The sequence below is a fragment of the Salinispira sp. genome (genome assembly GCF_059431795.1).
Window position 1 is genome coordinate 189,668 of the sequence record NZ_JBXWXS010000013.1, and the last position, 19,087, is coordinate 208,754.

General features: G+C 50.3%; 16 protein-coding genes and 1 tRNA gene. 8 read left to right on the forward strand and 9 right to left on the reverse strand.

Features of this window, described 5'->3' with window-relative positions; genetic code table 11:
* Positions 1-68 precede the first annotated feature (68 nt).
* Positions 69-1,409 carry a replicative DNA helicase gene (dnaB, locus tag AC52PS_RS04545; protein ID WP_495561851.1) on the forward strand — a complete coding sequence of 447 codons (1,341 nt, stop codon included), beginning with the start codon at positions 69-71 and terminating at the stop codon, positions 1,407-1,409.
* A 23-nt stretch (positions 1,410-1,432) separates the two neighbouring features.
* Entirely contained in the window at positions 1,433-1,720 is a 288-nt protein-coding gene (locus AC52PS_RS04550; protein ID WP_495561852.1) for a late competence development ComFB family protein, read from the forward strand.
* 162 nt (positions 1,721-1,882) lie between these two features.
* Here the strand turns inward: AC52PS_RS04550 and AC52PS_RS04555 are convergent, their stop codons facing one another.
* The 9 genes from AC52PS_RS04555 to AC52PS_RS04595 form a co-directional block, all read right to left on the reverse strand.
* Positions 1,883-4,225: a WD40 repeat domain-containing protein gene (locus AC52PS_RS04555; protein ID WP_495561853.1), complete on the reverse strand. Its 2,343-nt coding sequence runs from the start codon at positions 4,223-4,225 to the stop codon at positions 1,883-1,885.
* A gap of 78 nt (positions 4,226-4,303) precedes the next feature.
* Entirely contained in the window at positions 4,304-5,677 is a 1,374-nt protein-coding gene (gene rseP / locus AC52PS_RS04560) for an RIP metalloprotease RseP (RefSeq protein ID WP_495561854.1), read from the reverse strand.
* 83 nt (positions 5,678-5,760) lie between these two features.
* Entirely contained in the window at positions 5,761-6,657 is an 897-nt protein-coding gene (locus tag AC52PS_RS04565) for a phosphatidate cytidylyltransferase (protein ID WP_495561855.1), read from the reverse strand.
* Positions 6,654-7,352 (reverse strand): polyprenyl diphosphate synthase, encoded by a 699-nt coding sequence (gene uppS / locus AC52PS_RS04570; protein WP_495561856.1) that lies wholly within the window; start codon positions 7,350-7,352, stop codon positions 6,654-6,656. Before uppS ends, AC52PS_RS04565 begins: the two co-directional genes overlap by 4 nt.
* Positions 7,349-7,903: a ribosome recycling factor gene (gene frr / locus AC52PS_RS04575; RefSeq protein WP_495561857.1), complete on the reverse strand. Its 555-nt coding sequence runs from the start codon at positions 7,901-7,903 to the stop codon at positions 7,349-7,351. The genes uppS and frr overlap by 4 nt, the downstream gene beginning before the upstream one ends.
* A gap of 103 nt (positions 7,904-8,006) precedes the next feature.
* Positions 8,007-8,852: a translation elongation factor Ts gene (gene tsf, locus AC52PS_RS04580; protein WP_495561858.1), complete on the reverse strand. Its 846-nt coding sequence runs from the start codon at positions 8,850-8,852 to the stop codon at positions 8,007-8,009.
* A gap of 102 nt (positions 8,853-8,954) precedes the next feature.
* A complete protein-coding gene (gene rpsB, locus AC52PS_RS04585; RefSeq protein ID WP_495561859.1) occupies positions 8,955-9,929 on the reverse strand; it encodes a 30S ribosomal protein S2 in 975 nt (324 codons plus the stop codon).
* Positions 9,930-10,089: 160 nt separating this feature from the next.
* Positions 10,090-10,776 carry a Maf family protein gene (locus AC52PS_RS04590; RefSeq protein WP_495561860.1) on the reverse strand — a complete coding sequence of 229 codons (687 nt, stop codon included), beginning with the start codon at positions 10,774-10,776 and terminating at the stop codon, positions 10,090-10,092.
* A 123-nt stretch (positions 10,777-10,899) separates the two neighbouring features.
* Entirely contained in the window at positions 10,900-11,136 is a 237-nt protein-coding gene (locus tag AC52PS_RS04595) for a hypothetical protein (RefSeq protein WP_495561861.1), read from the reverse strand.
* Between the two features lie 112 nt (positions 11,137-11,248).
* Here AC52PS_RS04595 and AC52PS_RS04600 point away from each other — a divergent pair.
* The 6 genes from AC52PS_RS04600 to AC52PS_RS04625 all read left to right on the forward strand — a co-directional run bounded on the left by AC52PS_RS04600 (position 11,249) and on the right by AC52PS_RS04625 (position 18,847).
* Positions 11,249-11,322 (forward strand) — tRNA-Arg (locus AC52PS_RS04600).
* A 249-nt stretch (positions 11,323-11,571) separates the two neighbouring features.
* Positions 11,572-12,522, forward strand: a complete 951-nt coding sequence (locus AC52PS_RS04605) for a TIGR01212 family radical SAM protein (RefSeq protein WP_495561862.1) — start codon at positions 11,572-11,574, stop codon at positions 12,520-12,522.
* Complete coding sequence (locus tag AC52PS_RS04610) at positions 12,512-13,966, forward strand: Gx transporter family protein (RefSeq protein ID WP_495561863.1); 1,455 nt, start codon at positions 12,512-12,514, stop codon at positions 13,964-13,966. Before AC52PS_RS04605 ends, AC52PS_RS04610 begins: the two co-directional genes overlap by 11 nt.
* 40 nt (positions 13,967-14,006) lie before the next feature.
* Positions 14,007-15,191: a glycine C-acetyltransferase gene (locus AC52PS_RS04615; protein ID WP_495561864.1), complete on the forward strand. Its 1,185-nt coding sequence runs from the start codon at positions 14,007-14,009 to the stop codon at positions 15,189-15,191.
* Positions 15,192-15,329: 138 nt separating this feature from the next.
* Positions 15,330-16,859, forward strand: coding sequence for a ribonuclease Y (gene rny / locus AC52PS_RS04620; protein WP_495561865.1), 1,530 nt, complete (start codon positions 15,330-15,332; stop codon positions 16,857-16,859).
* A 98-nt stretch (positions 16,860-16,957) separates the two neighbouring features.
* On the forward strand, positions 16,958-18,847 hold the full coding sequence (locus tag AC52PS_RS04625; RefSeq protein WP_495561866.1) for a sensor histidine kinase: 1,890 nt from the start codon (positions 16,958-16,960) through the stop codon (positions 18,845-18,847).
* Positions 18,848-19,087 lie beyond the last annotated feature (240 nt).

Below are 19,087 nucleotides of genomic sequence, written 5' to 3' on the forward strand. Positions count from 1 at the left end.
TAGTTCTATGACACACAGCCTCTGCCGGAGAATCTCTTCTGCATTATATTACTTACCGGGAGCAACATGTGAGCGACATTCAAAAGCACGGAGGAAGAGTTCCTCCCCACAGTATCGAAGCTGAACAGGCTTGTCTGGGTGCCATCCTTTTGGATCCTGAACAGACTCTTGATCAGGTTGTTCTCCAGTTGAGACCCTCTGATTTCTACCGGAATGCTCATCAGAAGATTTATACGGCAATTAAAGATCTTGCAGCGAGAAACGAACCCATTGATCTCATAACCCTGAACGATGAACTTCAAGCCCAAAAAATGCTTGATCAGGTGGGCGGAGTCTCGTATATCTCGGGACTCACCGATGTGGTCCCCACAAGCGCAAACGTAGGGTATTATGCGGGAATCGTAAAGGAAAACAGCCTGCGCAGAACTCTGCTTCGCATATCTGCAGAGATAAGCGGGGAAGCCTATGACGAAAGCCAGGAGATCAGCCAGGTTATTGATGATGCAGAGCGGAAAATTTTCGATATAACCGACGGTCAGGTTTCCGAAGGCTATAAAAAGGCCCGTGATATCGTGAATTTAGCAGTAGAAACCATTGAAAGTTATTATAATAATGCGGGGAATTATACCGGCATTGCCAGCGGATTTACCACGCTGGACGATATGACTGACGGCTTTCAAAACTCTGAATTCATTATCATCGGCGCCCGGCCATCCATAGGGAAAACCGCTCTTGCCCTTTCCATGACCAGGAATATCTGCCTTCGCCACCACATCCCCACCGGGTTTTTCAGCCTCGAAATGGCCAACATGCAGCTGATGCAGCGTGTCATTTCCATGGAATCCCGAATCCCCGGCGGCAATTTGCGCAAGGGGCTTCTGAAAGCCAGTGATTTTCACTCTATTATGGATGTTGCCAGTGTGATATACGATGCTCCCTTGTATATCGGTGATACTCCCAACATGCGCCTTCTGGATTTGAAAGCCCAGGCACGAAGGATGAAATCCCAGCACGATGTGAAAATCATCTTCATCGACTACCTCTCTATTATTACACCGGAAAACAATGGGATGGACAGACATCTTCAGGTGGCAGAAATTAGCCGTAGTCTCAAGGCTCTGGCTCGTGAACTGGAAATACCCATCGTAGCCCTGAGTCAGGTAAGTCGTGACAGTGAAGGTAAGGCTCCCCATCTGGCGAGCATACGGGAATCCGGCGCTATTGAGCAGGATGCCGACGTGGTACTTTTCCTTCACAGAGACCGCTCCCACGATAAGGAGCTTGCGGAAAATATGCAGGGTGTGGAAACTCAGCTCATTCTTGCCAAGAACCGGAACGGCCCTGTGGGTACAGTTGATATTAACTTCCTGCCGAGTTATGCTGAATATGTATCACTTGACCGCCGGTAATACCGCGGAAAGAGGGAGGGGCAATGGCATTAGAAGCCAGGTATAATTTTGAAGATCTGTATAATGAAGCTGAAGAACTGGTCTTTGAGGAACTGGAGCGTCAACTTGAGCTTTCGGATAACAATGTGCCCAAGGATCAGGATTCAGTAGTCGACATGGCCGCCTATGCGTTGAATTTGGTAAAGCCCATGTACCGGGCCAATCTTCTTGGAAGAGTGTATGCTCCGGCATTGTCCCAGGAGCACAGGGATGAAATTGCCAGTGCGGTGAACCAGGCTGTGGCAAAAATCAGCGAGAATCCGCCGGACTGAATCCAACCGGATCGAAACGATCCGGGCTGAATCCAACTGGAACTAAACCAACCGGACTCAGACATACCTGTTTGCCCATCAACGTATTTCTCAGAATTCTCTTCTTGGGCTTCATACTTATCCCCGGATAACGATCCCTTAGGTGAATCAATCTGCCGTTTCTCAATTAGTATTCCCATCGGAGGCGGCGTCGTCTTTCTCTACGTTAGCATTTCCCTCTTCCTCGGCATTTCTGTCATTCCCGGCAGCTTCTTCATCCCCGCCAGAGGCAGAATCCTGATCCGGGGAATTACCTCCGCTATCTTGCGTATCCTGTTCTGAATCCGAGCCTGAATCGGTATTTCCTGCAGCTTTTTCCTCCGGAGGATCTGTTTCACCCGATCTTCGGGTTTCTTCTCCGGTTGGTGATTCAGCGGGGAGTACATCAATTCTGTTAAGCCGTGCTTGTGCTCCCGAGGATAGTCGAACAGGAGTTAGAAGTTCGGTGTATGGGAAAATTGGGTTACCAGGATTGGTCTCCAGGGGAATAAAGGAGCTGTCGGGAAGGAGTATTACCAGGTCACCGTTGGGCAGTGAGGTGATCTGAGACACCAGATCCCTGCTTCTGCCGTCCCAAATGCTGGCGGTTCCGTCCGCGTTCACAGCAAAAACTAAATTCCCTTCCGCAAACACCTTCAGGGGAAGATTATTATTACTTTCAAGACTGTTTAAACGACGGTTGCGGTAAATACTCACTCCGTCCGGACCGGCGGAGGTGACCAGACTGTTGTTTTCGTCATTGAAAAACATAGATGCATGGCTATCTTCGCCGGTAAAACGCATTATACTTCTGCCAGAGGAGAGTCTGCCCTGGGAAAACTCTCTGATATGTGTGTAGGAGCTGCCTCTGCTGCTTGCAATTCCAAGGCTGTAGAATGTTCTGCTGTTGGAAGGGCGCACGAACTGGAATACCACCGTGTCCTCACTTTCAACAATAGATGTTTCTCCGGTCTGTGGATTTACTTGAATCAGGCTGGAGTTGAAAAATCCTGACTGGTTCTTTGCAATGAGCAGTTGCCCGTTGGATAGTTCCAGTACGTCCATCAGTCCCAGGGTTTGGTATTGAAACTGCTTTTCGTAGCTGTGTATATCCAAGAGCTGAATGCCGTCTTCATTGTCCATCAGAATGATGTATCGCTCCCCGACCCGGATTTCCTGAATGGGGGATCGCATTTCAACGTCTATACGCGTAACTTCCCGGGTGAAACTGTTGTATTCCAGGATGCTTTGGGTCTCCTCTCTGCCCCAGATGAGAATTCTCACATTATCCAGGGGAGCCATGCCTGCAGGGTTTACAATGGGAAGATCCAGCCGTGTGATTAATTCTTCGACACCTTCAAAGTTGCTTTGGGTGCCCCGGTTTCCTGCTTCAAGGAGCAATCCGCTGGGAATGCGGGATATACCATCGGCACTTTGGATATATGTCCAGTTTCCCTGATATACGATCCGCTGAACACCGCTGAGTCCGGTTACGCCAAGAAAACGGATGCTCCCGTCTTCCACCATTCCAAGTTGTCCGTTGTCTGCTGCAAACACTGAAATTTCCGAACTGGTGCTGAAGTAGTCTGCATTCCCGCTGATGCTGACGGAATCTGCACTGCGCTCAAGCCGGATGGAATTTTCAAAGCGTACATTGAGTGAATTCAGGCGTTTCCGTCTTCCAAGCTGCTGAAGCAGGAAATACCCGTTATCCCGGGAGTTGTCGGGAATAATTCCCAGAATCTCACCGCTGTCCAGGCTGTCCACGGTTCTGCCGTTTACCACATCGATGAGGTACAATGTCCCATTTGCATACCCCAACGCATGCCGCTGATTGTCAAGCAGGGTAAAGTAGCGCAAATCCCTCTGTGTTTGGGTTTCATGATTTTGCTCGCCGCTTTTAAGATCCAGATAACGGATATTCCCGTTGTTTCCTGAATAGGTCATGATTCTATTTTCGCTCCCCGACACTACGGCATGCTGAACAATGCCGAATCCGTCGGGAAGGTAGTTCAATTCCCGAGCCCGCTGGGTGTCATAAAACCGTAAAGATCTCCATTGGGGGAGGGCGAGGGTTAAAAACGATCCCCGGGGGCTGTAGTTGAGAAACACCGGAAGATCCTCCAAGGTTCTGGCAAAACTTAGTCGTTTATCTTCCCAGTTCCACACAGATAGGCGGTATTCGCCCCGGCTTCCTTCTTCAATCAGTGCGAGTTCATTATTCTGTGGATGGGGGGTTATCATAATAATCGGGTCCTGACCCACTTGAATATGCTGGATCAGGCGGCGGGATTCATTGTTCCATACCTTGAGTACGCCGCTGGAACTGCCGCTGAACGAAAGCAGGCCGTCATCCCGTACGGCTGTGGCACTTACGGGTGAAGAATGCCCCTGATTAATGTGGGGAAAGCTTCCTGGTACGGCTTCAATTCCGAAAACCGTGGTTGTGAATAGCAGAATTAGTGCAGTAAGTAGTAGTTTTTTCATAGTAAGTACCCTTCCATTATGTGCTCATGCCGGCTGTTTATGCGGGCTTCCGGCGGGTCTCCCAGTTTTCTCGGGTCATCACCCTGCGAATATATATAATAAATCGCTGAATAAAACAAAGGCAATGAGGCCAAATACAATTATCGCCCCAATTGTCTGATACCGGAAGAAGGTCCGGGGTTTTATGGGTTTCCGTTTAATCATTTCCGCAGTGAAAACCACAATCTGCCCACCGTCCAGCACCGGGATGGGCAGAAGATTGCCGAAAAAGAGTGCGACGCTTAAGAGACTTAAGAGATGAAAAAATGAACGCAGTCCTTCTGCAATTCCCTGGCTCAAGCCCTGTGCGGTAACCTGGCCAACTATATCTACAATTCTGATGGGGCCGGAGAGAGCGGACATGGGATCCAGTCCTCTGAACATCAATCCTAATCCTTTTAATGTCATTGCCAGGGTGTTTCCTATTTCCTCCCAGCCGGACGCCAATGCATCGAAGGGGCCGTCAGCAGCATGGCGATAGGTATTTTGGGAATAGTAGTATCCGAGATAGAGTGCGTCCTGTTCCTGGTTGTGCTGCAGGGGGTGCTCAATGACCACAGGTTCCCCGTCCCGGATCACGCTGATATCCGCATAGACCTGCTCGGTTCCCACCGACAGGGAATCCAGGATCTGACGCACATCAAAGCTGTTTTCCACCTCTTTACCGTTAATTCCGGTAATTCGGTCTCCCGGCTGTAACCCCCGGCTTTCTCCTTCCACCGGAGAGTCGATTATCGGTTCAATGTATGGAGAAATACCCAGAATTCCTGCTCCGGTTTGGTTATCCAGAATCAGATCCGCGGAGCGCTGCAGCATGGTTCCGTCCCGCTCCACCTGAAGGTTTACGTTTTCCAGGGCGTTGCTGGCAAGAAGCTGTCGCAGTTCGCTGTAATTCTCTACAGATTCGCCGTTAACCGCCAGGATTTTATCGCCTGTTTGAAGCCCTGCTTCGGCGGCGGGGCTTGGTAAACTGGAAATTGCATGATACCGGGGATAGTCGTCTGCAAGGACGATGCGGTTTTCAAAACTGCTGTAGCTGAAGCCCGAAAGATTGATAATTCCTAAAACCACCAGTGCGAATACGAGATTCATTGCCGGTCCGGCAATGGCCACCACTATCCGCTTCCATGGAGCTGCGCTGAAAAACGAATTTTCCTGGGGCTCTATCTCATCCAGACCCTCTTCTATGGCCTTTTGGTATGCGGTTTCGCCCTTCATTTTCACGAAACCACCGAGGGGAATCAGGGAAATCCGGTACTCCGTTCCCCCCCGGGTAATTCCCAGCAGTTTCTTTCCCCAACCAACGGAGAATACCTCCACATCTATGCCCACGGCCCGTGCGGCCAGGAAATGGCCCGCCTCATGGATAATTACCACTAAACCGAGTCCGAGAATTCCGAAAAGTATTTGCATGTGCGACCTCTATCTTTGCTATTGAGTGTTTCGTGTCTTTTAAACCGGTTGCTGTCTTCAGCAATTCCGTAATACCCGCTATGTTACAGCACCCAGATGCCGGTGAGGATCTGGTATGCATAGAAGAACACCGGAGCAGTGAACAAGATACTATCAAGGCTGTCAAGAAGACCACCTCTGCCGGGAATTGCTTCACCCGAATCCTTGATCTTCGCCGAGCGTTTCAGGCCGGACTCAATCAAGTCTCCCACAATGGTAGTGAATCCTATGAGTAATCCAAGGATCAGCGCCACATGAATGCCTGAAGGAAATGCCTGGGGTGCCAGAAAGTACACCACTGTCACCGCAACAGGACTGAATAAGAAGCCGATAAGAAACCCTGCCATGGTTTTGTTCGGGCTGATAGCCACCGGATGGTAACTTTTGGCCCCGAATAGCCGGCCTCCCACGTATGCCATGCTGTCATTGGAAAAAACACCGGCGATAAATGTGAGATACAGAATTGTTGCATGAGGTAGGGCGCTGATCATTATTAGATGGGATATTAGAAGCCCCGGATAGGCCAGGGTTGCCAAATGTTTACCGATTCCCGGAGAGATTTTTTTCACCTTGTGCTGCTGGCGGAAAACCTGAACAAACAAAATGCTCATGACCATGCCCGTGTATACGGGAAAAAGAAATTCTGTTCTGATTAGTCCGCACACCCATAAAAATGAAACCAGTGGGAGAGACAGCCCGCTGAGAAAAACCCCGATGGTTCTGGGTTTGGTTTTCCAGGGATTGAAGCCAAAAAGCCGGGCTGCTTCAAATGCGCTGGGGACGGCGATGAACAGTAATACCAGGTTCAACGGCCAGTGAAAACGATCGGCTTCCAGAAAAATTACCAGAATTATGGCGGGCACCGCAACGGCAAAAAGGACAAGCCGTTGAATGAGGTTTCGTGAGGGTCTGCGCTTTTCACCGTCTTTGTGAGAATTCATGTTGTCCCTCCATAGCGCCTCGTTCGGGACGTGAACCACTGAAGAATTTTATGAAATTCCACTTCGTTGAAGTCCGGCCAGAGGGTTTGACTGAAGAAGATTTCTGCATAGCTGCTTCTCCATAGCATAAAATTACTCAAGCGCTGTTCCCCGCCGCTGCGGATTATCAGATCAAGATCGGGTATCTCCGGGCAATCCAGATTATTGCGGATCTGCTCTTCAGAGATGCCGCCGCCCGGCTCAGGATTAGCCGATAAAGCTCTGGTTGCGGCGCGTACAATCTCATCCCGTCCCCCATAGTTTATGGCGAGATTCACCACAAGGGAGGTGAAGTGGGATGTGTCCTCTTCAACGAGTTGAATTTCATCCTGTATATCCCCGGGGAGTACCGAAAGATCCCCCGAGTGAACCACCCGGATATCATTTTCCTTATAAAACTCATATTCCTTTCGGAGACTTGTCTTGATGAGTTTCATAAGGAAAGAGACTTCCTCTTCTGTTCGTTTCCAGTTTTCCGTAGAGAAGGTATAAAGGGTCAGGTAGGAAATACCGGCATCATGAACGGCTTTGACGATCTTCTTGGCAGCTTTCAAGCCCTCATTATGACCTGCGGTCCGGGGAAGGCTTCTTTCCCGGGCCCAGCGGCCGTTACCGTCCATAATGATGCCGACATGCGTGGGGATTGATGAACTCAAACCTCCATGATCTCCTTTTCCTTGGCGTCGAGAAGCTCATCAATTTTCTTCACATATGAATCTGTAAGTTTCTGAACCTCGTCTTCTCCCCGCTTCAGGTCATCTTCACTGATCTCGCTCTCTTTTTCCTGCTTCTTCAGCTCATCATTGGCATCCCGGCGAATATTTCGAACCGCAACCCTGCTCTGTTCGGCAATCTGTTTGGCAAGTTTTACCAGCTCCTTCCGACGGTCTTCTGTAAGCGGCGGAATGCTGATGCGAATCACTTTCCCGTCACTGGCGGGATTCAGGGAGAGTTCGGACTTCTGGATGGCTTTCTCAATTTCACCGATAAGACTCTTATCCCAGGGCTGAATAACCACCAACCTGGCTTCAGGTACGCTGATATTTGCAACCTGATTCAGGGGGGTGGGGCTTCCGTAGTAGTCCACCCGGATCTTGTCGAAAAGTGAGGCGCTGGCCCGTCCGGTGCGAAGATTATTGAACTCCTCTTCCAGATTCTTCACGGACTTCTTCATCCTGTCTTCATGGCTCTTTAACACACTGTCCATTGGCTGTATCCTCCGCATTGATTTTTCCGGGAACCCCCGGGTGCAGAACGGCTCCATCCTATGCATGCGAATGGAGCCGGAAGTAACTTCAGTATAACCCGAATTACAGTTCTTCGCCTGCCCGGAAAACAATGTAATCAACAAGTTTGATCTCACCGCCTACTTCTTTTCCGGTATCTTTCAGAACCTGGGCAACGGAGCGCTTGTCATCTTTCACAAATCCCTGTTCGGTAAAGCAGATTTCCTTGAGATGTTTTTTCAGCTTTCCTTTAATAATTCCTTCAATAACATGGGCGGGTTTGTCCATGTTTTCCGCCTGTGTTTTAAAGATTTTTTCCTGTTCTGCAAGGTAGCTGGATTCAACTGCGTCTTCATTCAGGTAGAGGGGACTGAAAGCCGCCGCATGCATGGCCAGGTCTTTACCCAGTGTCCCAACTGCTTCGTTGTCTTTCAGCTCGGGAGAAGAAAGCTGCAGGGTGAGAAGTACGCCCAGGCTTCCGGCTTCACCATGGACATACGCCACAGCTGACTGATTTGAGCCCAGTTCCTTGCGCTGAAAGCGTCGGATGGTCATGTTTTCTTTAATGGTTGCCGCAAGTTCGTTAACCCGGTTAACCAGTCCTTCGTCATCAGCGGGGAGGTTCTGAACTACCGCATCTTCAACAAGCTTGGCACCGGTGCTGGCGAATTCAGCATTTCGGGCTACGAAGTCGGTTTCGCAGCTGATTTCCATAATTCCGGCAACATCATCTCCCACATAGGTAAAGATTCTGCCCTCTTCGGTTGATCGACCGGAGCGTTTTGCCACCGCCGCAAGTCCCAATTCTTTCAGTATTTCCACTGCCCGGCTGAAATCACCCTCTGCTTCATTCAGGGCTTTCTTACAGTCCATCATTCCTGCACCGGTTTTTTCACGCAGTTTTTTCACATCTGCAGCACTTATTGCCATTGATTTCTCCTTACATTACACGCCGTATTATATATGATTTATCGGTTTATAACGGCCGGAGCTGTGGTATGGCTCAGGCCGGTTCACATAATCTCTTCGAACCTAATCTTCTTCGTAGAGTTTGTCTTCGTCTATACCCGCTTCGTCTGCAACTTCCATTTCTCTGGGTTTTTCGGGAGCAGGTTTTTCATCATTGCCCGGGGTGTAATCAGAATAATCTTCGGCGGCAAAGCCGTCTTCTTCCTTTTCTTCCACCACTTCTTCTGCTGCCTCTTCGTCAACCTGAACTGCTACAGGGGCGGTGATCTCACTTGATTCATCTTCCCGATCGGCACCGGCATCCGCTTCAACCACTTCATCATCGTCACCCAGGCTTTCAATTACTTGAAGACCGGCTTCATTATCAGCTTCAACAACCGCGTTAGCGATAATTTCAGTGAACAGGGTGATGGCGCGGATCGCGTCGTCGTTTCCAGGGATGGGGAAATCAATTCCTTCGGGATTGGAATTGGTGTCCACTACTGCAACAATAGGTATGCCCATTCTCCGTGCTTCGGCAACCGCGATGGCTTCCTTCCGGGTATCGATTACGAATGCGATCCCGGGGAGATCTTTCATATCTTTGATCCCGCCAAGGTTCTTTTCCAGCTTTGTCTTCTCTTTGTTGAGTTTCGCAATTTCTTTCTTGGTAAGGCTTTCGTAGGTTCCATCCACTTCCATCTTTTCGAGCTTTTTCAAGCGAAGAAGGGATTTTTTGATGGTGGAAAAGTTTGTGAGCATTCCGCCGAGCCAGCGGTTGTTCACAAAGTACATGCCGCAGCGTTCAGCCTGATCTTTAATGGCGCCCTGGGCCTGTTTTTTGGTACCGATAAATAGTACGGACTTGTTCTGCAGAACCGTTTTGCGGACAGCCTCGTAGGCCTCCTTAATACAAACAATGGTTTTCTGCAGGTCGATGATGTGAATCCCGTTACGTTCTGCAAAGATAAATTTCTTCATCCGGGGATCCCAGCGCTTGGTCTGATGACCGAAATGTACTCCTGACTCCAGGAGATTCTTCATAGTGACTACTGCCACGTTTCCTCCTCGCAGGTTTCCCGTGAGTCCCGGGGCCTGCACTCATCTCTTTGTCTCATATTCCGCTGCAGAATCCAGATAAAGTTCCTGGCTGCAGGTGAATACGGAAGATTTCTTCTATTACTGACCGCTTCTGCCCCCCGGTTATCGGGGATTTGCTTCACTGCCAGAAAGAAGTTCGGCGGAGTATGGCATATAAGAGCTCAATTGGCAAGCCCACGACATTGGTGTAGGAGCCGGAAATTCCTGTGAGGAAACAACCTGCACGGCCCTGGACTCTGTAGCCGCCGGCGGCTCCCCTGAATTCCCCCCAATCCAGATATGCCTGGATTTCATCCGATTCAAGATGCTTAAGGGAAATATCGGTGCTTGCATGGGCCACTGCGACCGTTCCCGGCAATACAGCCGTGGTTGCGGAAGAACCTGTTGCCATGCACTCTATATCCCCCGGGATTTGCCCCTCCAGGGCCGGGATATCCGCCGAAAGGGATTCGGGCAAGTAGAGCGCTAGACCGGTGATTACCTGATGCTTCCTCCCGGAAAGTCGGTCCAGAAATTCTTCGGCCTGCCGTTCATCCGCCGGTTTTCCCAGTCTGTGCCTATCCAGGGCCACGATGGTGTCCGCAGCCAGGATACATGAGCCGGGGTCGTAGTTACCCTCTGTGTTCAGCCTGAGTTCAAGTTTTTCTTTGGCCAGCAGGCGCACCAGTTCCCGGGCGTCTGCCCCCTTGCGGTGATCCTCATCCATATCAACCGGATGTACGCTGAATTCAAGCCCCATTTGCCTCAGCAGGGTGCTGCGCTGTGGAGATGCGCTGGCCAAAACGAAGGGGTGGGACTGAATCATTGTGTTCTCCTTTGTGTTTCCCAGTTCTCCACCGGGTATACTATCTCTTGTAGGGTATTATATTCTAAGGAGGGCACAGAAGGGGACGCACATTGCTGAAGTTTTGGCCGAATCATAAATTTGCTATGCGCTTGCAAACAATCGGTACCCCAGAAATGCTCCCAGTACTGAACCGGGATTTATGCGGATATACGCGGATATTACATAGATGTCAAAGCCGATTGGACCCAGGCTGACATCAAAAGGAAGGCCGGAAAGGGCGGCAACTTTTTCAATAATCCCCCAGCTCAACGTTCCAAGCATCAGCCCAAGAAAAAGCAGGCGAAGCAGGTGGGGGCGGGTTTTAGCGCTTAACTTCATAGTGAGAGGAATTGTACACAGAAGATGTGCAGGCTGCAATGCACAGCAGCTCAGATTATACACTATTGACACTGCTGTGAACATTGAGTAGTGTATTGCTCATCAATTATATGGGTTCGTAGCTCAGCTGGATAGAGCGTCGCCCTCCGGAGGCGAAGGTCGTGGGTTCGAATCCCGCCGAGCTCATAATTTTTTCAAAGGTGCACCCCATTTCCCGAAACGTTTCCTTCAGGCAATATCAAATCCCCAGGATGGATATCTCCCCAACAGCGTCTCAAGTTTCCATTCACGTTCACTCTCTCCATCCAATTCAATGGTCAGGCCATTCAATATTCAGGGAATACCATGACTCTCCAAGAATGCCGTAACATCTGGCAAGGTTCCCATCGACTCTTCCTTCGGGGCCGTGAACTGAAACGTGCTGAGGGCAGCCGTGTGCAGAAAATCAGTATCACCCTGGAGCGTGCCTGCCCCAAACAGCGGGGCGGCGGCTGTGCCTTCTGCAATCCGGACAGCTTTCTTCCCCCGGACAGCAGGGGGCAGCTGGATCCTGTGGAGCAGTTTTATGCAGGAATGGAAAAATTTCGGGAAAAATACCCCGAGCAAAAGTATATTGCATACGTTCAGGGATATACCGGAACGCTTGGGCAGCCCCTTCATCTTGAGCAGATGTACGCTGCATTGCTGGAACTACCGGAGGTGCACTCACTGGTAATCGGAACCCGTCCGGATTGCCTTCCATCGGAAATTCTTGATGCCCTTGCGCGGCTCTCAAGGCAGCGCTGGCCGTCTATACCTTCCGGTGAATCGGAATCGAAAAAATATGTTGCGGAACCGAAAAAATGTGAATCGAAACCGAAAACAAAGGATATCAGGGTGGAACTGGGAGTCGAGAGCTTCAGTCCCTCAGCTTTGCGGGAGGCCAGGCGGGGTGTTTCCCCCGCCCAGATTCGTTCCGCTCTCCGGGATCTTGAGATACGAAACATCCCCGCAGGCGCTCACATTATAATCGGGCTTCCCGGTGAAGATCAGCTGCACATGCTCCCGGAATATATCAATCACCTACCTCTCTCCATGCTGAAATTTCATCAGCTGCAGCTTATCCGAAAAAGCCCCTGGGGAGAACTGGCCGCATCGGGAAAGAAGATCTCCTCGCTTCCCCGGAAATCTCTGACAGTTCAGGATTATGCTGATACACTTCTTGATGTGATAGAGCGTATACGGCCGGATATACAAATCGAGCGCCTCTGTGCCGACGCAGCGGAGCAGCTGGTGATCCATGAGCACGAATCCTGGAAGGGTATGAAGAACTACCGTTTTACCGCCATGTTCGAGGCGGAGCTGGAGCAGCGTAATACATGGCAGGGACGTAAATATGAGCCGTAAATCCGATTCCACTCCCCCTTCAACACCCGTTTCCGGGAACGGCGGATTGCTCCATGAGCAGGAGAATGAGCGAATTCGCCGCTTGAAATACATTGCCATGTTTGCCGCATTCAGCATGTTCGCTGCCACTTTAGAGTACCTGTTTCCCCGACCGGTGCCGTTTTTCCGACTCGGACTTGCAAATCTGCCAATTCTTCTTGCATTTCCCCTTCTGGATCTGCCCGGTCTCCTCACCCTTACCCTGTTAAAAGTGCTGGGGCAGGGTCTGGTAAACGGCACCCTGGCAAGTTATGTATTTTTGCTCAGTCTCACCGGAAGTTTTGCTTCATTCTTTCTGATGTACGGGCTCTATCGTCTCCTGCCGGGCAGGCTCAGCTACCTTGGTCTCAGCCTTGGAGGAGCCCTGGCAAGCAATACTGTTCAGAGCCTTTTTTCGGTACTTGTGATCTTCGGACAGCAAGCCTGGGTCATTCTGCCCCTTTTTTACGGTCTGGGATTCGCCGCTGGTGTGGTAATCGGAGTTCTTGCTGAACTGCTGTCCAGGCGCTCCCGCTGGTTTTACCTTCAGTATGTGCGCATGGGAACAACAGAAAATGGCTTGGCAGAGAGATCCATTCATTACTCGGGAAATCTCGCAGCGGATATTCGGGCAGATGGTGATGCTCCGCCGTATAGTGATGTTCAGTTGGATAGCGATGTTCAGTTGGAGGAAGCGGAGGAAGCGGCCAATGCATCCCTTGAGGGGGCCCGATCATCCCCTTCTCGCCGCCGGTCACGGCGCTGGGGTCCCCTGCAGCAACTTCTCAGTACCAACGCCGCGTTTATCGCCGGCTTGAGCGTACTCCCCATATATCTTATCACCCAGGATCCCGCTGCCCGTTTTATCCAAGTGCTTACCCTCGGGGTTCTTACCCGCATGGCGGGGAAACGGCTGCTGTACACCTATTTCATTTTTCTCCTTGCGTCGGTAACGTTCTTTCACGCCCTGGTACCCCAGGGACGGGTACTTGCCTATATTGGAGGCTTCGCCATTACCCGGGGAGCACTGCTTTCCGGGCTGGGAAGAGGGTTGACCATTATCGGGTTTGTCTTTATTTCCCTGTTCTCCATCAGGAAAGATTTGAAAATTCCGGGTACCCTGGGGAAGTTGATCTCTGCAACCCTGAGATTTTTTGAGCATATTTATGAGTTTCGCAAGCAGGCCCGGATCGGCGGACTGGTAGGGCGGATTGACAGAGTTCTGTTTGAACTCTCCGATCTTCCCTTTGAGGAAACCCGGGAATCGTCCACAGACGGGGCATCGCCTGGCACCGATCGGGGGGAATATGCTCACAAAACCGCTGCTGCGCCCCATCCACCGCTTTGGGTTCAGGGGCTGATTATCCTGCTGATTGATATGCTCATCGCCCTGCCGCTCCTATTTTCAAATTTCATTCTTTCCTGATCATCTCCCGGTGTTATACTGATACATACAAGGAGTGAACATGAGCACATTTCGTAAAGATCTACGCAATCAGTTGGATGAAATTGAATCATCAGGCTTATGGAAACATGAATTTACCATTACAAGTCCCCAAAACCCCCACTTTACCCTCCAGGAGGAAGAAGGGGAATATTTGAATTTCTGTGCAAATAACTATCTGGGATTAAGCGATCATCCGGAAATAATCAAGGCGGCGGGAGAAAGCCTGGCCCAGCGGGGCTTCGGCATGAGTTCGGTGCGCTTCATCTGCGGAACCCAGGACCGGCATCGTGAACTGGAAAAGGAAATCTCTGAAATGCTGGGCAGTGACGATACCATTCTTTATTCGTCCTGTTTCGATGCCAACGGCGGACTCTTTGAAACCATTCTGGGAAAGGAAGATGCCATTATTTCAGATGAACTGAATCATGCCAGCATTATTGACGGTATCCGGCTATCCAAGGCTGCCCGATACCGCTATAAGAACCGTGACATGGAAGATCTGGCATCCAAACTACAGGAAGCCAGGGATGCGGGCTCCCGGCATATCCTCATTGCAACCGACGGCGTGTTCAGTATGGACGGTACCTATGCGCCTCTGAAGGATATTTGCCGGGCCGCCGATCAATTTGACGCAATGGTGATGGTGGATGACAGTCATGCGGTGGGATTCGTGGGAAACAGCGGAGCGGGTACACCCGAGATGTTCGGAGTTCAGGATAGGGTGGATATTATCACCGGAACTCTGGGAAAAGCTCTGGGGGGAGCCAGCGGCGGATACACGTCCGGAAGGAAGGAGATTATCGAACTTCTGCGTCAGCGAAGCCGCCCCTATCTTTTCTCAAATTCTTTGGCTCCGCCGATTGTTGCCGCATCCCTGAAAGCCCTGGAATTGCGAAAACGGCATCCGGAACTCAGGAAAGCTGTGTGGAAGAATACTGAATACTTCCGAAAAGGTCTTCTTGATTTAGGGTTCCATGTCCCCGAGGCGGAGCATCCGATCATTCCAATTATGCTCTATGATGAAAAACTGGCAGTTGAAACTGCCGGGAAACTATTCACGGAGAAAATCTATGCCGTGGCCTTCTCATTCCCCGTGGTTCCCAGGGGAAAGGCCCGGGTGAGAGTACAAATTTCCGCCGCACACAGCCGTGAAGATCTTGACCGGGCCCTGGCAGCCTTTGCCGCTTCTCGAAAGGAAGCATGAGCCGTCGCGTTGATCAAAATAGACAAATCGGAGAAAAAAACGCTATTGGCACTGTCTGATTCCTGTTAATGCAGAAAGCTTGACAAAGCGTGGTGAATCTCCTAATTTGAATAAGACAACCCTAGAGTGGAGGGAAGTATGAACATCGTACTTTATATAACCCTTCCTCTTGCGGGATTGATTCTAGGTTGGACAATACGCTGGCTTTATGCCAGATTTCAGCTTACCTCTTCTGAACAGAAGAGTGAGCGGTTAAAACGTGATGCTGTAAAGGAAGCCGAGGCCCTGAAAAGGGAATTGGTATTAGAAACAAAAGATGAACTTCTACGAGAAAGAAATACACAGGAACGTGAGTTTCGAGAACGAAGACAAGAACTCAATAAATTCGAGAAACGACTTCTCCAGAAGGAAGAAAACCTAGACGAAAAACTGGCCTATGTCGAACAACAGCAGTCGACATTCGCTGACCGCGAGAGGAAAATACAGGTCCGCGAGCAAGAGCTCGGCAGGCAGGAAGATAATTGGCGGAATGAGCTGGAACGTGTTTCCAGTCTCACCCGAGATGAAGCGAAAAAACTGATTATCTCATCATTGGAGGATGAGGCCCGGCATGACGCCCAGGCGCTCATTCATAAAATCGAGCAGGAAGGACAGATTACCGCTGAGCGCAAGGGGCGGGAAATTCTTATTTCCACCATCCAGCGAATGGCCAGCGAGGTGAATGCGGAAGTTACCGTCGCCTCAGTTAATCTTCCCAACGATGAAATGAAGGGACGGATAATCGGCCGTGAAGGACGAAATATCCGAACTCTGGAAACCCTTACCGGGGTGGATATCATCATTGATGACACTCCGGAAGCCGTTGTGGTTTCCTGCTTCGATCCGGTGCGGAAAGAGATTGCCCGGCGCAGCCTTGAACGGCTGATCAGTGACGGGCGGATCCATCCAACCCGCATCGAAGAAGTGGTGCAGAAAGTTACTCAGGAGATCAGCCAGTACGTCTTCGAAGAAGGTGAAAAGGTACTCTTCGATCTGGGTATCCACCACATGAAACCAGAAGGTATTCGGGGAATCGGCCGGCTGGTGTTCAGAACCAGCTACGGGCAGAATGTGCTGGCCCATTCCAAGGAAGTGGCGGTTTTTGCCGGCATGATCGCCGCAGAAGTGGGCGCTGATACGGAAATTGCCCGCAGAGCAGGTTTGCTCCATGATGTGGGTAAGGGAATAGAATCCGACGGCGATTCCAACCATGTTGAACTTGGAGTGGAACTTGCCAAGCGAACCGGTGAGGATGAGCGGGTAATAAACGCAATCGCATCCCATCACGGCGATGTGCCCCACAGCTGTGTGGAATCGGTAATCGTTCAGATCGCAGATGCATTGAGTGCTTCCCGCCCCGGTGCACGCCGGGAGACCCTTGATAATTATATTAAGCGTCTGGAAAACCTGGAAAAGATTGCCGAGGATTTTGACGGTGTGGATAAAGCATACGCTATTCAGGCGGGTCGGGAACTTCGGATTATGGTAGACCACGAAAAAGTCAGTGATAATGAAGCCCGGGAAATCGCCCGGGACATTGCCAAACGGATTGAAGCAGAGCTTCGCTATCCTGGACGTATTAAAGTTACAATGATACGTGAAACCCGGATTGTGGAATACGCACGCTGATATCTTATTAAAATTCAGCACGAAAAGGCTGCACGGGAGCTTCCTGTGCAGCCTTTTTTTGTAACAAATCTCTGCAGCTTCCCCGTTTTTCTGTTAGTATGAAGGACATGATGAGTTGTCGGCGTTTCCGTGTTTTAATCCTGCCATCTCTCCTGTTGCTATTTACTCCCCATCTATTTTCAGAGCCCCTCACCGCCTATGTAATTCATGCCTCGGAAGAGGCCGGTGCATGGCAGCAGACATTTAATTCGATCTATCTGGAATCTCTTCGGGAAGCCTGGTCCGGGGAGGTGAATATGCAGCTGCATTATCTGGATACGGAAAATATCAGAAATCGCGATGACATGGAGGTGATCTCCCGGTATCTGCTCTGGGATATGAGTATAGAAGATCCGGATGTGATTGTAGCGTTTCTCCCCGGGGTAATAGATTTTTTTATTTCCAGCGGTCTGTTGACCACCATGGATATCCCGGTGATCTATACCCTGGCCACACCGGTGCAGGTGGAGACTATCCGACGTATGGACGGAGGCAGGGGAAACAGCTATATTTTTCCCTCGGCGTTCCGCTCTGCCACCAGGAAAACCCTGGACCTTACCCGGCAGCTCCTTCCCCAAAAGGATAAGCTGGTATTTATCTCCGGTACCCACAGCAGCGATCTCCACTATGTTGAGCTGGTGGAATCGGTGCTGGATGTGCTGCCCGATGAACGTCAGGTCGAGTGGCTGATCGGTTTACCCCTTCCCCAGTTAAAGGAGAGATTGGGCAACGCCGATGAACGGGAACTTGCAATAATGATTTCCTATTCACAGGATAGCGGGGGAAGCAGTTACACCCTTGCCAAAGAATTGCCGGGGATCGTTCAGGAGAGTTCTATTCCCATTTTCGGGATGTATGACAGCATTGCGGATACGGGAATTGTCGGCGGGGCCATGACCAGTGCTGAAGGTTACGCCAGGGGAGTGGCGGAGATGACTCGGGAAATACTCCGGGGAACCGCCTCCACAATGGCTGAAACCGAAATTGCAGTTACCAATATTATTGATCTACAGGCGGCATCACAGAACGGAATTTCCAGGATTCGAATTCCCGGCGACAGCCGCCTCATAAATCGACCCGATACCCTATTTGCCAAATACGGTCTGTATGTAATTCTTGTTCTCAGCGCACTAATTATAGAGACCCTGCTGATTATCGGTTTGTTTTTTCTGATCCGGCAAAGGAATCTGGAACGGCGGTTGAAAGAAGCCGCTTTGGAGGAATCGCTGGCCAACAAGGAATTGCTGATCAGGGAGACTCATCACAGAATTAAAAATAATTTCCAGGTATTATCTTCGCTTATCAGTTTGAAATTTCAGTATCATCAGGATCCCGATGTATATGAAAGCATCAATGATATCATTGCGAAAGTCCAATCAATCAGCTCCGTTCATGAAATGGCTTCCGAACATGAGACACCCGATGGAATAGCATTAAAATCTTATCTTCATCCCCTTATTCACGATCTGTCCCGGATGTACAACAGTGCTGAAAAAGGAATTTCCATGAACGTTCATCTGACGCCCATGCAGGTTCCGTTTGAATATGCAAGCATTATCGGGCTTGTGACCGTGGAGCTGATTACCAACTCCTTTAAATACGCGTTTCCCGCAGCAAAAAAGAACGGGGCAGCAAACCCCGCCGCATCCAAAACAGATAGCGGCGCCCTGAATGAATCGACAATACCCGGTGCAACAGCGAAGGTAACCATTCTGCTCGAATCCCATGAACAGGGGCTTGCATTACACGTTTCTGATAACGGCGTCGGCGTACCTTCCGAATTCAGTATTGAAGAAGACGGCGGTACGGGCCTTCAGCTTGTAAAGTCTATGGTGGAACAGCTTGAAGGGCAGCTGAGTGTAGAAATTAACGGTTCTACCCACCCATCCAGTAGTATCCGATTCTGTCTGTTTATTCCCGGCTCCTTCCCAATGGGACAGGATGCCTGACCCCGTCTATCAACCTGTATAACTTGCATCCTGCAAGTAATCAGGTATTTTGGACACTTGCTCTACAATATGCGAAACCCCAGACGGCTGACAAACCTGCCGAATCTGAGGCGACGGACAAAACCGCCGAAACCGGTGGACGGGCAAACCTGCCGAAACCCAGACGGCGGACAAACTCTTCGGCTCAGGGGCGAAAAAAAACGGCCAGCCGGGATAAACCACGGCGGCCGTTTGGTGACA

Excerpts from the sequence above, each read along its gene's own strand:
- AC52PS_RS04565 (WP_495561855.1), bottom strand. The coding sequence starts at position 6,657 with ATGAATTCTCACAAAGACGGTGAAAAGCGCAGACCCTCACGAAACCTC.
- AC52PS_RS04625 (WP_495561866.1), top strand. The coding sequence starts at position 16,958 with ATGAAGGACATGATGAGTTGTCGGCGTTTCCGTGTTTTAATCCTGCCA.
- AC52PS_RS04610 (WP_495561863.1), top strand. The coding sequence starts at position 12,512 with ATGAGCCGTAAATCCGATTCCACTCCCCCTTCAACACCCGTTTCCGGG.
- AC52PS_RS04590 (WP_495561860.1), bottom strand. The coding sequence starts at position 10,776 with ATGATTCAGTCCCACCCCTTCGTTTTGGCCAGCGCATCTCCACAGCGC.
- AC52PS_RS04615 (WP_495561864.1), top strand. The coding sequence starts at position 14,007 with ATGAGCACATTTCGTAAAGATCTACGCAATCAGTTGGATGAAATTGAA.
- rseP (WP_495561854.1), bottom strand. The coding sequence starts at position 5,677 with ATGCAAATACTTTTCGGAATTCTCGGACTCGGTTTAGTGGTAATTATC.
- rny (WP_495561865.1), top strand. The coding sequence starts at position 15,330 with ATGAACATCGTACTTTATATAACCCTTCCTCTTGCGGGATTGATTCTA.
- AC52PS_RS04595 (WP_495561861.1), bottom strand. The coding sequence starts at position 11,136 with ATGAAGTTAAGCGCTAAAACCCGCCCCCACCTGCTTCGCCTGCTTTTT.
- tsf (WP_495561858.1), bottom strand. The coding sequence starts at position 8,852 with ATGGCAATAAGTGCTGCAGATGTGAAAAAACTGCGTGAAAAAACCGGT.
- frr (WP_495561857.1), bottom strand. The coding sequence starts at position 7,903 with ATGGACAGTGTGTTAAAGAGCCATGAAGACAGGATGAAGAAGTCCGTG.
- AC52PS_RS04550 (WP_495561852.1), top strand. The coding sequence starts at position 1,433 with ATGGCATTAGAAGCCAGGTATAATTTTGAAGATCTGTATAATGAAGCT.
- AC52PS_RS04555 (WP_495561853.1), bottom strand. The coding sequence starts at position 4,225 with ATGAAAAAACTACTACTTACTGCACTAATTCTGCTATTCACAACCACG.